Raw genomic sequence first — 13,920 nt, forward strand, 5'->3', positions numbered from 1 at the left:
ATCCGTTATTTGTCTAATGCTTTGATAATGCCGGGAATAGCAAGATCGATCACTTCGGCCACTTCTTCATAAGCTTCGCGTCCCATACCGATGGGATCAGGCACATCAGCACCGGCCAGGCCTTCATCCTGATGAATGAAATCACAGAGTAATCGCACCCGGCGCGCGCATCCGGGGAAGTAGCGCTTCACCATCGCCGCATGTGAACCGGTCATCGCAACAATCAAACTCGCATCCGCAAGTAGTGCCTGATCAACCTGCCTGCTTTTAAAGCCTTTCAGCGGGGCATTTTTGGCCTTGAGGACAGCCCGTGTATCACTGCTGACCCTGTGCCCCGGCATAGCCGCTACTCCGGCCGAGCCGACATGGACATCCTTGCGATCCCTAACAGCCGCCCGCATCAACCCCTCTGCCATCGGGCTACGACAGGTATTTCCTGTGCATACAAAAAGAACGCTCTTACGCGATGCGGGTTTAGGCATGAGATTCGGAGTGAAAATAACAGCAGGGTTTTCACGTCTCCGGAAAACCCTGCCATCGGTTGATTTGCTGCTGAGTGGCTCTTGTTTAATGCGCCTTCAAGTGCATGGAAACGCGAGTGCGACCACCTTCATTCCGTGTATGGAGGGTCAGCGCATCGAGTGAGCTGAATGCCTGCATGGCTTTCTCGATCATCGGCTTGTTCGCGGTGAAGTCTTCGCGTGCCCTTTCGGATGGAATGATTTCATCTTTATTTTTATCAATGAGCTCGAGCCACTGTTGGGCATACTGGTGAAGCACCTTGAAGTCAACTTGCATCCATGCTCCCTGACGGGCTTCGCCGCCACCTTTTTTGAATTGCTCGGCAAGCCCTTCGGAGAAAGTCTTGGAGGTGGAGGCAAAAAACAGATTGTCACTCACAGAAACAGACGGCACAAAGTCATCGTTCTGGAACGGGATGGGAACAAACCATGTTTTGAGATCATTCTTCTCACTGCTCATTGGCACCTGCATCGGGATTTCCTCCCCTGACATCTCGCTGATGGTCTTCAGGATGTTCTCCACGGAAGTATTGAGACGTTTCCAGGACGCTTGAAGCTTGGCCCGGTCATCCACGGTGCTGACGTAGGCAATGCGTGGCATTTTGCCTTCCTTCAAGACCAGCTCGGGCACGTTGGGCACCTTGGGAAGCGCCCCGTTGATGTCGACGACCAAAGCGGTCTCGGCTCCCAGTCCGTCAGCCATGTCACCCCGGAGAGCTTTCCAGATTTCCAGGGCGTCATCACGGAATGACTTGTCGAACATTTCCAAACCTTCCTTGAAATCGCTGAAGTCACCGTCGTCGATATCGAGGGCTGCTACCCGCTTGGCAACCAGGTAACTGGTCTCTCCGAGTGTATCGACGTATTCCATCACCTTGTTGTTATAGGCTTCATTGCTTGTCCAATTGGCAAACAACAGCGTGCCTTCACCCGCAGCCATAGGAGCAAGCGTATGGCTTGCGTTCATGTCAATGGCGGGCATATTGGAACCGCCAAAAGCCTCGGCCTTGAGGCCGTCTTCCAGAAACGCAACATAACCGGCATCGGTTCCGGAGAACATGGATGCTAGCTTTTTACCCTGCTCGTAAAGACTCTCAAGGATCGCCTGGAGATCCTGGGTGTCACCCAGCGATGCGGCGTCCCCTAGACCATCACTCACGCCTTGGGCAATGGAGCTGATGAAGCGATAAGCGACGGCTTCAATACTACCCACCGTCTTGATGACCTTGTCGTCCCTAAAGCCTGCTGCTAGAATATCCTTGTCGAGGTAGTTATCAAGGTAAACGATGTTGTCGCTTGCGCAGATGGACTTGTTAGCGTCATCGACCAATACAAAATCCTCTTCGGACTTACCAAAGAACAGGATCACGTAGTCGCCCACGGTTCCCGCAACGGCAATGATGTTCTTGGTGGCAAGTGTCTTCTTAAACGCTTCAATATCAGCGATATCAAACACTTCCTGCATTTCCTCGACAGCGTTCTCATCGATCATCTCGGCGAGTTTGGCTCCGGACACCTTATATCCGGAAAACTCCTTATCACCGCGTTTAATGGTAATTTCCTCGGAAGCCTCCTCAAGGAAACTCAGCACGGATACCAACTGCTCCATCTGGGCCATAACAAGCTCACGGGCTTCGTCATCGGACACCTTGGCACCCTGGTAGAAGGCCGGCATATCAAAATCGGCAATCATCTTGATCAGCTCTTTGGGCGCGCCTTTAAGCGGGCCTTCCATGATGGGTTTGGGCCCCTCCGGTTTGAAGTCCTGACCGTCGCGCACGAAGCCATCCGCCATGAACACGCCAAAGCGGGAGCCGTAATAACCCAGTCGCTCGACAAATTGCATGCCCAGCTCAAACGTCTCGCCGGTTCCAGGGCCATAGGCGGAGAAATACTCCTCACTGTACATGGCAATCTGGGCGGCCACCTCGTCATTGCCCTCAAGGTCGTCGAGGGACATTCCCTCATCGGCCAGGCGCTCGAGGATAAACTCGCCGAGAGGTGTCTTGAGAAGTTGGTCAAACGCCTTCCGGCCATTGAAAATGGCATCGTAGACGGTGATGTTCTGCGGTAACTGTTTGGCAAACCCTAGCTTGGCAGCCCGATCTTCAACGGAGGCTGAAGGTTTGATCGGATCGGGAGTCGGGAGACCGGGAACAGCGGGTTGCTGCGTCTGGTCACTGCCGGCCTGACCGGAAGAGTCGGCGGGGGTTGTTTTTTCCTTACATGCGGTAAAAGCCACTGCTCCCGCCAGAATAGGGATGAATAGGTATTTGCGTTTCATACGGCGGAGATTAACGGGTAAATCCGTGATTTTTCAATTACAATCCGTGATATTTTTCATAATGACGCTAAAACTTCAGCCATGCCCGAGTTACCCGAAGTAGAAACAACCCGACGGGGTATCGAACCCCACATGCTGGGCAAGCGGATTCACCACGTTGACATCCGGGACCGGCGCATGCGCTGGCCTGTGGAAGATGATGTTCTGAACATCGAAGGGAAAGTCATCTCCAGGATCGGCAGACGAGCCAAATACCTGCTGCTCGGCTGCGATGCCGGCACCCTGATCCTCCATCTCGGCATGTCCGGGAGCTTACGTATCTGCCCACATGAGGTGGACCTCAAGAAACATGACCACTTTATTCTGGGCATCGATGGCGGTATGGAAATGCGCCTCCATGACCCGCGCCGCTTTGGTGCCGTCATCTGGCATGACGCCGCGGCTGGCGAGGTGCTGACCCACCCACTGCTCGCCCATCTCGGGCCGGAGCCACTGGAGGATGGTTTTCATGCCGATTATCTTTGGCAAACATGCCGAGGGAGGAAAACATCCATCAAACAGCATATCATGAATAACAGGGTGGTGGTCGGGGTTGGAAATATTTACGCCTGCGAGGCATTGTTTCGCAGCGGGATTCGCCCCACCCGGCCAGCGGGCAACCTATCCAAACCCCGGCTCGCCAAACTCACCTGGGAGATCCAATCGGTGCTGGGTGAAGCGATCGAACAAGGGGGCACCACCCTGCGCGACTTCCTGCGCGAGGATGGCAAACCCGGCTATTTCAAACAAAACCTCCACGTCTACGACCGGGAAGGCCAGGGCTGCCACTCCTGTGGTGCGGCGATCAAAAGAATCGTCATTTCCAACCGCTCCACCTTCCATTGCCCGAAATGCCAGAGATAATTCCATTCGACGGCTTGACATTTTTCTCAATTGCCGCAGATTCTCGCCCGTCTTCAAGCATCATGCCGGTGTGGCGGAATTGGTAGACGCGCGTGATTCAAAATCACGTTTCCTCGGAAGTGCGGGTTCGATTCCCGCCGCCGGTATTTTTTGATGCTTTTTGAAGACTTGGTGTTGATGCTATTGAAGCCTTCACGGATACCGGGCTTGGGACGTTGCTTGGGACGTCATCTCTTTCGCCGCCCCCTTCGGAGTCGCTCCACGTGTTCATTGACATCGTGCATCGAGTGATCCTCTAATTTTCCAAACTCGCTGATGAGATACTCCCTCCCCCTGATTTGATGGAGTTCAAGTACCAGCAGTGAACGCGCAGCCTGGGAATCCGGGTGTTTTCCTCCGCAGCTTTTACAGTCGGCCCAGAGTTTCTTGTTTTCAAGTTCTATGGCACCACGGGATCGTTTAAGGATCGAGCTCTCGATGGTTGCAGAAATTTTCTTCTTGTTGTTGATCCTGCCATTGGCCAGATCGACGAGGATGTAACGCCCCCAGTAGGTGCGGATGAAAAAATATTCCCTGCCATCGAGCTTGATAAATTCCCGCCAGGAAAACTGCGACCAGAAAGTGCCGGCCGTGGTATCATCACAATAGGCTGTTACCTCCGCCTTCGGCAGGTAATCGAAAACCTGGCCGAGTTTAATTTGCTCACCTGACTTACGGATGAGCCATATGGTTTCGTAAACCCCATCCTGATGACCTCGCCCTGGTCCGACACGTAGAGCGATCCCCCCCGGCTCATCATCGTCGCCGGTTTTGAATTGCCAGAGTCGCTTTTGGGTCAGCGTGTCACGGAGTTCAAACGTACAGCTGTAGTGAGCGCTCTCCGGTAAAACCGGAGGCAGAGTCTGTGGGAGCCTGCTCCGGAATAATTGCATGATTGATCGTCATAACAATCATGGTATGGTGAGATGTACCACTCGAGCCAGAGAATGAAGGACTAGACGACTCAAAGCTTATGCAATCAACACACAGATCAGCTTCGGACCCAAAGCCGGGAGATCAAGCCCCATCAAATCAATGTGAGCTTCATCATGAGCCACTGCAAGAAGGCCATGCCTACTTTGTGCATGACTCGTTTCTCAAAATGAACATGGAGTATATGAGCGCTGCACAAAAACGGTTTCCGTGTGCAAACAGCATCAGTATTTTTGGTAGCCCGTCATTCGAGGACGTTGGCCCTTTGCCGAGCACTACAAACACTCTGTATTGCCCGAAATGCCGACTGGCTGAGAAAAAGTGGCAGCAGCGCGATCGGTTTCGAAATTGGAGAAAGCGTTTGTTGGGTTTTTAATTGGACCCTATCACAATGTCCATGCATTGGCCTATACTCCAGGGATTTTTTATTCTCAGTTTTTATTTGGAGTCTTGCTTCGCGATCAGGTCACCATCTTTAGTGAGCATAACATAGCCTCCATCATCACGTTTAGCATCCGGATCGATCACATACAGACGATCTCCCCGTTTCTCAACCGTCCCTTTGAGGATACGTTTGTGAATGATACTCCTGCAAAAATACACAGCTATTGTCCAGAATTTAGCTGCTTATCCAGACAAATACTACAGTCCCCCGCCAGTAATAAACGAGGCGCACAGTGCTTCAATCGTCCCCACGCTGGCTACCCCCTCTGAAACATATCCACCAAGGGATGACACCCGGGTTTTCACCTCATCGCAGGCGTTACCCGGGCACGCTAACAGACTCGCCATCGCCGGATCCAACATATCAAGATCGTTATGGCTGTCACCGATGGCAAAGGTCTTATCCGCTGACAGTCCGAGTTGCCGGGCCACCTCCACCATCGCGCTTCCTTTGTGGTAGTGGCTGTGGCTGAAACGCAGGTAAATACCGTTACGTTGATAGGACAACAGCGGTTTGGAGCTTATTTCCTGGTCGATTTTCTGGACAATAAAATCCATCTCGCTCGCGGTGGAGGCAACGATGCCTGCCGGTTCGCCTTCTTGCATCCCCCACACAGCAGCGGTTTCAGTCTCAATCCATTGCTGGAGCTTTTTCAACACCCTGCGACACCTGCGGAAGAGTTTATGATGCTCTTTTTCACAACGCGAATTCCAGTCGGGCAGACCCACCCATCTCCCAAATTCATTGGGTGTATAGATCTCCCTTTCGCGGGCAATAATGTAGTCGGGAAGAAATGGAAAACGGGCATCCGCAAGACCTTGGACCGTTTGCATGAGTGACCTTCCCGTATTAATCCCCCAAAAGGCTTTATGGGAATCGCGCATCATCTGCATCAGTTCATAAAACTGTGGTTGCACCGGAGGATTGGCTTCGGGGATAGTGAGTGTGCCATCGAAATCAAAAGCTAACAGCCACTCGGCGGGGTTGGCTGGACTGAAGGGTGCTAGGGATTTCACAAACAAGGATGACGGTCAAATTCGTTGGATCATGCGGCGCAGCATCGATGGACTATTCCTCCACGGGCACAGCACGGCTAGGAGCCGGCACGCTGGGCTCATCCTCGGGCTCAACAATTGCCCGTGGGGGAGCAGGTGGCGGAGTTATCGCCGGGGGCTCGTCCTCTTCGACCGGAATGGCCTTCACAGGAGGTTTTACAGCAGGTTTTATAGGGGGGCTAACAGGAGGTTTTGAAACAGGCTTCGCTGCTGCTTCGTTATTCATTTTATCTCCGGACACCTCATCTTTGGGGTGGCTCTTGCGCATTTTAATCTCAACCCGCCTGTTAGGCGCCTGTTCATCAACCGTTCCCTTTTTCACCAGCGGCTGCGACTTGCCAAAACCTCGCACCGCGATGCGATCGTCTTCGAGGTCAAGCGTCTCCACCAACCACATTTTCACAGCCATGGCACGTTTCTGAGAGAGCACCAGGTTGGCCTCCTCGCCACCTATCAGGTCGGTGTGACCATCCAGCCAGCATACCAGGTTCGGATGTTTATCAATCAGCAGGGCAACCTTCATCAAGCTCACGCGGGCACTCTGCCGCAGGGTGGCGCTATTGAAATCAAACAGCAGATCACTGCCAATCAGAGCCTTACTGGTCAGCAGCGAATTGCCGTCCATCCTGGCCATGGCGTCAAGAGAAGTGAAGTCCTTGAGTAAGCCGTCGTCCGAATTCCCATCCGCGCCTTTGCGCAGGGTGTCCGTGTATGCGTCAGGATCATATTCCTCCGCATTTCTGGCACCCGGGTCCACCGTCACCTGGCTATCGTTGGCTCGTGGAAAAAAGTCCTCGGTTTTGCCCATCTCAGGGAGTTCAGGCTCAAAAACCGGGGCTTTCATGGGCTCGATACTCTCCCCCTCCGGCTCCCCTGCTGCGGCGGGATCTGACATCGGCACCTGGATCGTCTCAATGTCAGGACTGATGTCGATTTCCACATCGGGCAGGTTTTCCAACATGTCCAGCTCATCCGCCGGTGGGACAATGGGGGCCGGGTCCTCGATTTCCGGCTGCTCGGGAGGCAAAACCTCCGGCCTCGAATCATCGACATCCACACTACTAACCCGGACAACCTGGGTCCTCAGTTCCGATTCCTCGATAAATTCAGGGAGAATCACATCAATACGACTCAGGCCGACAATGATCAGGACATGAAGCAAGATGGCAACGATCATGGATATCATCACCCATTTCCCCATGCCTTCATTTTCAGGAAGCCTGAATGAGGAAGTCCCCCTCAGGCCACCGTTCCAGCTGTAGTCGTTGTCCATTGGCCCCCATTCTAGCGCAATTGGGAAAAATGGCAACCGAGGGTTTTGCCGTGGGTTTTGCGGGCGTTGACCGAATGACGAAAGACTTGGCACTGACCAGGGTGATCCCCCTGGATTGGATCGGGAAATTTTTCGGCTCGGCTGGCGTATCCCTTCGTGGGTAAGATAACGACACATGACAGATGATCCTACGCCAACAACCGAATCCCCCACTCCGGAAAATCCGAGCTCCATCCTCAAAAAGCTCCCCCCCTGGCGATGGGCATGGATCGGATTCGCCCTGGCTGCCGTCATTTGGTTTGGCTCCAGCTCTTATTTTCTCAAAGTCCATCAGTTTACGGAAATCGAATACCAGGCAGGAGGGATGGAAGAAGCTGACTACGATGCCATTACCCGTAGTCGTGCCCGCTATGCCATGGCTTGCAAGATATCGGCCGGCGTCCTGTGCCTGGCTTCACTCACCTACCTGATCAGTCAAACAGACATCCACCGCCCACGACATAACAGCTAAACCCTTTCACCCATGAACAAATCACTCCTCAGCGCACTCGGTATTTCATACACCCTTCTCATACCCATATCAGCGGGCGACCGCCAGGGAGCGCAAGCCTCTACAGCAGCCGACCGCCAGGGAGCGCAAGCCTCAGTCAAACCGAACATCTTGTTCATCCTCGCCGACGACCTTGGCTGGACCGACCTTTCCACCGGAAGTACCAACCACGGTAACGGCTCGGATTTTTATGAAACGCCAAACATCGACCGACTTGCCCGGGAGGGGATGTCATTCACCTCGGCTTATATGCAGCCCAACTGCGCCCCCACCCGGGCAGCGCTTCTGAGTGGCCAGTATGCCCCCCGCTCTGGCAATGGGGTTTATAACGTCAGCTCACTCGATCGTGGTAAAAAAAATGGCCTCGTCCCTCCACGGCAAAACGAGGACGTGCCGGCAAGCAGCACCACCGTTGCGGAAGCCTTCCAACAAGCGGGTTACGTGACCGCGCACTTTGGCAAGTACCATGCGGGTGGTCACGAGGGCGGTGCCCGCACCTTACCCGAGGCGGCCGGATTCGACTACAATTTCGCCGGCGGCAAAGCCGGACACCCCCCGGGCTATTTCGCTAAAAAGAAAAAAAACAAGTGGGCCTTTCCAAGGGGGTTCAGTCCGTCACTGGATCCCTTTTCCCAGCCCTACGATGCCGCCTACGTCAACAAACACGCGCTTCCAGCATCCGCCGTCGGCAAACCCAAACATCTCACCGACGCGCTCGCGGATGCCTTCGACCACTTCCTCGCCAAACATGTGAAATCGGATAAAAAAAACCAGCCCCTCTACATCCACTACTGGCTCTACGCCGTCCACACTCCGATCCAACCGCAACCTGACATCGCGGAGAAATTCGCCCAAAAGAAAAAGTCCTCACCATCGAAAACAGGACACGACAACACCAAATACGCGGCCCTTGTCGCCGACATGGACCGTGCCGTCGGCAGAATCATGACAGCTCTCGACGACCCCAACGGCGATGGCGACCACTCCGATTCCATCACTAAAAACACCCTCGTGGTTTTTTCCTCCGACAATGGTGGCCACCAAGGAGCCACATCCAACCGACCACTGCGGCGGGCCAAGGGAACCTTCTACGAAGGCGGTGTGCGCGTCCCCCTCATCATCCGCCAACCCGGCACCATCGAGGCGGGCAGTTGCAGCGATACCATGGTGCACGCTGTCGACTACTACCCGACCTTTCTCGCCACCGCCGGAATTCCCAGTCCACAGGGTCATTACCTCGACGGGCATTCCTTTGCCGAAGTGCTAACAGATCCAAATACCACGCGAGTGCGACCACCGATCTGCTACCACTTCCCCGGATACATGGACGATCGGGCATCTCCGTCATCGACGATCATCTCTGAAATCGGCGGCCAACGCTACAAGCTCATCCATTACTATGAAGACGGGCACAGCGAACTCTATAACATCAGCAAGGACATCAGCGAAACCACTGACATGGCGCGGAAACAACCCGAGGGGGCAATGGCCGTCAAGCGACAGCTCTACACCCAGCTCCACGCCTGGTTGACACAGACCACCCCAGGCTGGCAACCAGCCTATCCAGCGGACCGCGCCACCGGCGAACAACTCACCGCCCCCACGCCTCCCCGTTGATGACTTTCCCTGATGCCACTTACTTTCTGCCACTTACTTTCTTGACCTCGCGCCCGCGGCTCATAGGATTCCGTTGCATCGTTTCTTATCCAGGCGGAAAAAACCACCAACCACTAATCAAAGCACTCTACCTCTATGCAAATTTCATGCCCACACTGTAACATCGCACTCGATGTCACCCAGGAACACCTCGGCCAACAGGTTCAGTGTCCCGCTTGTCAAAATCGATTCGAAATCCCCAATGCCGCCGCCCCAGCCGATTCAGCCAACCAGAAGCCCGCACGCACAGGCTGGGAAGAAAAGGATCATGCCAACGTCAACTTTGGAAAAAGCCTCCTGATTGGCGCAGGTATCACCGTTCTCTATATGCTCCTTATGGTTCCTTTCCATAACACACGGCTCGGTGCCCTATTCCTCGACCGTGGCTGGGTCAACTACGCCGAGACCTTCCTGTTCTTCTGGGGTATCGTCATCCTTTTCATGAAGTGGAAAAAAATCCAGCACCAGTCACAGGCCACCCTGCTGAATCTCTTCCCCTCCCATATCGGTGAGGAAATCAATTCCTCCAATGTCGGTGCCTTCATCGACAACATCTACAGCGTCCCCCTCACCATGCGCGACAGCATCATTGTGAACCGACTGAGAAAGGCGCTCGAACTCTTCGAGTCCCGGATCGACAACGGTGAGGTCGCCTCCTTCCTCGGCACCCAGTCTGACCTCGATGCCAACCGTTCCACCGGCTCCTACTCGCTGATCAAGGTCTTTCTCTGGGCCATCCCGATCCTCGGATTCATCGGAACCGTCATGGGGCTCTCCGTGGCGGTTGGCTCGCTCGCCATGGGTGACACCGCCGACCCCGAGGCATTAAAAGCCTCCATCAACAGCCTGACCGGTGGCCTTGGTGTCGCCTTCGACACCACCTTGCTCGGTCTGATCCTCAGCATCCTGATGAGCTTCCCTCTGGCTGCCGTGCAAAAAAGAGAAGACGAGACCCTCACCATCATCGATGCGTTCTGCACGGAAAAACTCCTCCCCAAGCTCAACGACAGTCGTCACCCTGGCACCGATGCCCTGCTCGAGCAGGCCGAGAGCATTCCCCAGCTGGTGGCCTCCCTCGCGCGGGCCCACGAAACCTTCCTCGACAACCTGAACGAATCGACCCGACAGTTGAGCCAGTCGGGAGCGGCCCTCAAGACCAGCCTCGACACCCATCAAAGCACCATCGAGAAGTCCTTCACCGAGGCCGTCACCAAACTGTCTGACTCGAGTAGTGAAATCTTCCTCAAGTCCCACATGAACCTCAACCGGGCCTTTGAAAGCATTGCCAGTGGCATTGAGTCCATCAACCGCTCGCTCCGGGATCTCGGGGAAAACCAGATCCCTAACGAAGCCAAGAAAAAGCGCGGCTTTTTCTCAAGAAAATAGATCATCGTGGGCAGACGCCGGACCAGTAACGAAAGCGGGGTATCCCTGTTCCCCTTCATGAGCATCCTCGCATGCCTCATCGGCATCCTGACGTTGATGATCAGCGTCTCGATGCAGGTCCAGCAGATGGAACACGAAGGCAAGACCGAGGAGGAACTGGAGCGGGCACTGACCAACCGGGACCTCAAGAAAAAGGCGGTGAAGATCGACCAGGAAATCAAACAACTTGAGCAACAGCTCAAGGAGGATCACTCCACGGTCGCCGAACTCGAGAAAATCAAGGACCGGATCATCGCGCTGACCATGGAGCTCAAGGAACTTAAAAAAGCCAACGATCCTGAAAAGTCCGACGCCGCCTTACAGAAGTTGGTCGAGAACCTCAAAAGAGAAATCGTTGCGCTTAAAAGGGAACGCCCGCCCCTGTCCAAGCGCCTCAAGGAACTGCAAGCCGAGCTCAAAGCCAGAAAGGAAGCTCCCAAACCCAAGGAATCTGTCGTCATCCGCCCACGCGGTGTGGGTGAGCGTGGTGCGAAAAACATCTTTTTCATCGAATGCAATTCCACGGGCATCGTCATTATCACCGACGGAAAACCCGGCACCGCCATATCCACTGCGGCCATTCCCACCAGTGACGTCTACAACAGACACCTCGATACCGTCAAAAAAACACGCGACTCCATGGTTCTTTTCCTCGTCCGGAAATCGGGGTTAGCCGCCTACCAATGGGCCGCAGGCAGGGCCGAAACCCAGTACAAGGTCACCACAGGCAAACTCCCCATCCCCAACGACGGCGAAATCGACCTCTCATTCTTCAAATAACGATCTCACAGTGGCACGGAAACGAAATTCAGATTCAGAAGATGGAGTCAACCTTGACTCCCTCATGGATGCGCTCACCAACGTCGTGGCGGTGCTGATTCTCGTGCTTATCCTGGTACAGGCGGACGTCAGCCAGAAGGTGGTTCAGTTTCTTGAGGGCCTCCTGCCTGCGACACCGGAAGAGGTCGTGGCCTCGACCCAAAAAGTGGAGGAACTTGAAAAGAAAAAACTCAAGATCAAGAACCTGCTCTCCGAGGATGCGCCGACACCTGAGGACATTGAAACCGAGCAACGCCAACTGGCTTTGCTCGAGAAACAGACCAAGGAAAACAAAAAACTGTTGGTTGAAATTTCCGAACTCATCAAGCTTGAGGAAAAAACGCGCAAAGAGCGTGACGATGAAAACAAGAAGACCTCGGCGATTCAAAAGGAGATCGCACGGCTCGAGGCTCTCCTTGATGCCACCCCCCCGGTCAAAGCCCCGCCGCCGGCCGAAGTCAGTATTCCCATCAGCCGGTCCATCCCGAAGAGTGCCGAGATCTATTATGCGATCGTGGTTCACGACCGCGTCCATTTTATCGACCCCTTCACCCCGGTTGAACTTTTTGAAGCTGAATTCAAAAAACACAAACGCAAATGGCTGGTTGAACGCATCAAACGCCAAGGTGCCGACCGCTACATCTACAACCAGGCGAAAATTGCCGAACACTTCAAAAATTTCGATTTTAAAAACTCACGTAAGCAAACGGTCCGCTTGCTCGCCAATCCGTTAGGCACGCGCATGCGTATCGAAATCAAACCCGACCTCAAAGCCGGGGGCACCGCCCTTGCAGACATCAACAACCGGGAGAGCACCTATTTCAAAATCCTCAAGAAACTGGCTAACAATAACAGGGCGGTGATCCTGTACCACGTCAACCCCAACTCGTTTAACACTTACCTCCAAGCCCGTATCCTTTCGGACAAGGCCGGCATCGCCGCGGGCTGGGAGATCAATTACAGCCAGGCTCATTCCATTGTCTTGGCGGATGTTGAAGTGAAACGCTTGCAAGACCCACCACCTCCGGACCCCAACGCAAAACCCAAACCTCCCAAACCGCCCAAACCACCACGGATTGATCCAAAGCTCGATTAGGATCGATGATCATTGAGCCTGAATTGCATGGACCACCTGTGCACGTCCCCCGGGGCGAGAATACGGTGGCACCCCGACTCCACCGCTTCTAACAATTCATCATAAGGAGCTGTAGTTGGTTCTATTCCCAGATTAAAATACGGGGGCACATCGCAGCCGGACCACCCCCTCAGGTTCAGCCACAGGCCTAGGTAGGGTATGGTTTCAAGGTCCCATGAGAGTTCCAGGACACCTCCATCGGCAGCTTCGATCTTCAGCGAATCGACATCGCCTTTGGTCGTGAATATTTTATGGGCCATCGCTGCAACAGAAGCGTCACTTTGTGGGTCCGCAATATCAAATCGGCTTCCACCCGACGAGAGGTGTGTGATGGGAAGGTCTGGGATTGGGGTTGTGTCACGGGTTAGAAACCGCTGCGTTGGCACTTCAAGCACCATCCCCGGCTCCAGCGCGATCAGCGGGTGGCATGCCCACAGGTATGGCACCGCTTGGGCCTGTAACGACTCGAGCGCGTAAGCGACCCGGACCAGACTATCTTCGAGAGTGATTGTCCGTATGAATTTTGTGTTAATGGCACGGCCCAACCAGGTGGTGACAAGTGTGTGAGGACCAGTTTGCTGCACAGTTGCAGGCAGGAAAACGAGTTCTCCATGGTCCGGGATTTTGGTTCCATCAGCGAGTGTTACCGGGGAAATCGAGGGGAATATCTCGTCCCAGCCACCAAAGTCGATATTTTTGGTATAGGATTCCCCGTAGACCGGCTGACGGATTGTCAGGTGTGGGTTTTTCCACAACCATTCACGTCCGGTTCTCCGGTCTACGAGAGATGAGATTTTCCCACCCGGCTCGGGAAGGACTTCAAGGGAGATATACTTGTTTTGCAATAACACAGGATCGGTTTTGGCAGTCATCTTTCGCGCA

Annotated in this window: 12 protein-coding genes and 1 tRNA gene; 7 read left to right on the forward strand and 6 right to left on the reverse strand. The window is 54.2% G+C overall.

Annotated features, from left to right (window positions below; genetic code table 11):
- Positions 1-5: 5 nt before the first annotated feature.
- Complete coding sequence (locus tag H7A51_09435) at positions 6-482, reverse strand: low molecular weight protein arginine phosphatase (protein MCP5536441.1); 477 nt, start codon at positions 480-482, stop codon at positions 6-8.
- 85 nt (positions 483-567) lie between these two features.
- A complete protein-coding gene (locus H7A51_09440) occupies positions 568-2,805 on the reverse strand; it encodes a hypothetical protein (protein ID MCP5536442.1) in 2,238 nt (745 codons plus the stop codon).
- A gap of 81 nt (positions 2,806-2,886) precedes the next feature.
- Here H7A51_09440 and mutM point away from each other — a divergent pair, with 81 nt between their 5' ends.
- Both mutM and H7A51_09450 read left to right on the forward strand, forming a co-directional pair.
- Positions 2,887-3,708 carry a bifunctional DNA-formamidopyrimidine glycosylase/DNA-(apurinic or apyrimidinic site) lyase gene (gene mutM / locus H7A51_09445; protein ID MCP5536443.1) on the forward strand — a complete coding sequence of 274 codons (822 nt, stop codon included), beginning with the start codon at positions 2,887-2,889 and terminating at the stop codon, positions 3,706-3,708.
- Between the two features lie 64 nt (positions 3,709-3,772).
- A tRNA-Leu gene (locus H7A51_09450) sits at positions 3,773-3,854 on the forward strand.
- Between the two features lie 81 nt (positions 3,855-3,935).
- Here H7A51_09450 and H7A51_09455 read toward each other — a convergent pair.
- From H7A51_09455 to H7A51_09465, 3 genes are all read right to left on the reverse strand, one after another.
- Positions 3,936-4,640 (reverse strand): hypothetical protein, encoded by a 705-nt coding sequence (locus tag H7A51_09455; protein MCP5536444.1) that lies wholly within the window; start codon positions 4,638-4,640, stop codon positions 3,936-3,938.
- A gap of 682 nt (positions 4,641-5,322) precedes the next feature.
- A complete protein-coding gene (locus H7A51_09460) occupies positions 5,323-6,141 on the reverse strand; it encodes an HAD family phosphatase (GenBank protein ID MCP5536445.1) in 819 nt (272 codons plus the stop codon).
- 52 nt (positions 6,142-6,193) lie between these two features.
- The gene (locus tag H7A51_09465; protein MCP5536446.1) at positions 6,194-7,453 is read right to left on the reverse strand and encodes an OmpA family protein; all 1,260 of its coding nucleotides are present in this window, start codon (positions 7,451-7,453) and stop codon (positions 6,194-6,196) included.
- A gap of 175 nt (positions 7,454-7,628) precedes the next feature.
- Between H7A51_09465 and H7A51_09470 the strand changes: the two genes are divergently transcribed.
- The 5 genes from H7A51_09470 to H7A51_09490 all read left to right on the forward strand — a co-directional run bounded on the left by H7A51_09470 (position 7,629) and on the right by H7A51_09490 (position 12,999).
- Positions 7,629-7,964 carry a hypothetical protein gene (locus H7A51_09470; protein ID MCP5536447.1) on the forward strand — a complete coding sequence of 112 codons (336 nt, stop codon included), beginning with the start codon at positions 7,629-7,631 and terminating at the stop codon, positions 7,962-7,964.
- A gap of 12 nt (positions 7,965-7,976) precedes the next feature.
- Positions 7,977-9,620, forward strand: a complete 1,644-nt coding sequence (locus tag H7A51_09475) for a sulfatase (protein MCP5536448.1) — start codon at positions 7,977-7,979, stop codon at positions 9,618-9,620.
- A 135-nt stretch (positions 9,621-9,755) separates the two neighbouring features.
- Positions 9,756-11,045, forward strand: a complete 1,290-nt coding sequence (locus H7A51_09480; GenBank protein ID MCP5536449.1) for a MotA/TolQ/ExbB proton channel family protein — start codon at positions 9,756-9,758, stop codon at positions 11,043-11,045.
- 57 nt (positions 11,046-11,102) lie between these two features.
- Entirely contained in the window at positions 11,103-11,864 is a 762-nt protein-coding gene (locus H7A51_09485; GenBank protein MCP5536450.1) for a hypothetical protein, read from the forward strand.
- A 64-nt stretch (positions 11,865-11,928) separates the two neighbouring features.
- Positions 11,929-12,999, forward strand: a complete 1,071-nt coding sequence (locus H7A51_09490; GenBank protein ID MCP5536451.1) for a hypothetical protein — start codon at positions 11,929-11,931, stop codon at positions 12,997-12,999.
- On the opposite strand, the gene H7A51_09495 is transcribed toward H7A51_09490, so the two are convergent.
- Entirely contained in the window at positions 12,996-13,910 is a 915-nt protein-coding gene (locus H7A51_09495) for a hypothetical protein (GenBank protein ID MCP5536452.1), read from the reverse strand. The genes H7A51_09490 and H7A51_09495 overlap by 4 nt on opposite strands.
- Positions 13,911-13,920 lie beyond the last annotated feature (10 nt).

The organism is Akkermansiaceae bacterium (genome assembly GCA_024233115.1).
Classification (GTDB): Bacteria; Verrucomicrobiota; Verrucomicrobiia; order Verrucomicrobiales; family Akkermansiaceae; genus Oceaniferula.

Bases quoted from the DNA above. Each gene is read 5' to 3' on its own strand.
- H7A51_09435 (MCP5536441.1), bottom strand. From the start codon at position 482: ATGCCTAAACCCGCATCGCGTAAGAGCGTTCTTTTTGTATGCACAGGA.
- H7A51_09440 (MCP5536442.1), bottom strand. From the start codon at position 2,805: ATGAAACGCAAATACCTATTCATCCCTATTCTGGCGGGAGCAGTGGCT.
- mutM (MCP5536443.1), top strand. From the start codon at position 2,887: ATGCCCGAGTTACCCGAAGTAGAAACAACCCGACGGGGTATCGAACCC.
- H7A51_09455 (MCP5536444.1), bottom strand. From the start codon at position 4,640: ATGCAATTATTCCGGAGCAGGCTCCCACAGACTCTGCCTCCGGTTTTA.
- H7A51_09465 (MCP5536446.1), bottom strand. From the start codon at position 7,453: ATGGACAACGACTACAGCTGGAACGGTGGCCTGAGGGGGACTTCCTCA.
- H7A51_09470 (MCP5536447.1), top strand. From the start codon at position 7,629: ATGACAGATGATCCTACGCCAACAACCGAATCCCCCACTCCGGAAAAT.
- H7A51_09475 (MCP5536448.1), top strand. From the start codon at position 7,977: ATGAACAAATCACTCCTCAGCGCACTCGGTATTTCATACACCCTTCTC.
- H7A51_09480 (MCP5536449.1), top strand. From the start codon at position 9,756: ATGCAAATTTCATGCCCACACTGTAACATCGCACTCGATGTCACCCAG.
- H7A51_09485 (MCP5536450.1), top strand. From the start codon at position 11,103: ATGAGCATCCTCGCATGCCTCATCGGCATCCTGACGTTGATGATCAGC.
- H7A51_09490 (MCP5536451.1), top strand. From the start codon at position 11,929: ATGGATGCGCTCACCAACGTCGTGGCGGTGCTGATTCTCGTGCTTATC.
- H7A51_09495 (MCP5536452.1), bottom strand. From the start codon at position 13,910: ATGACTGCCAAAACCGATCCTGTGTTATTGCAAAACAAGTATATCTCC.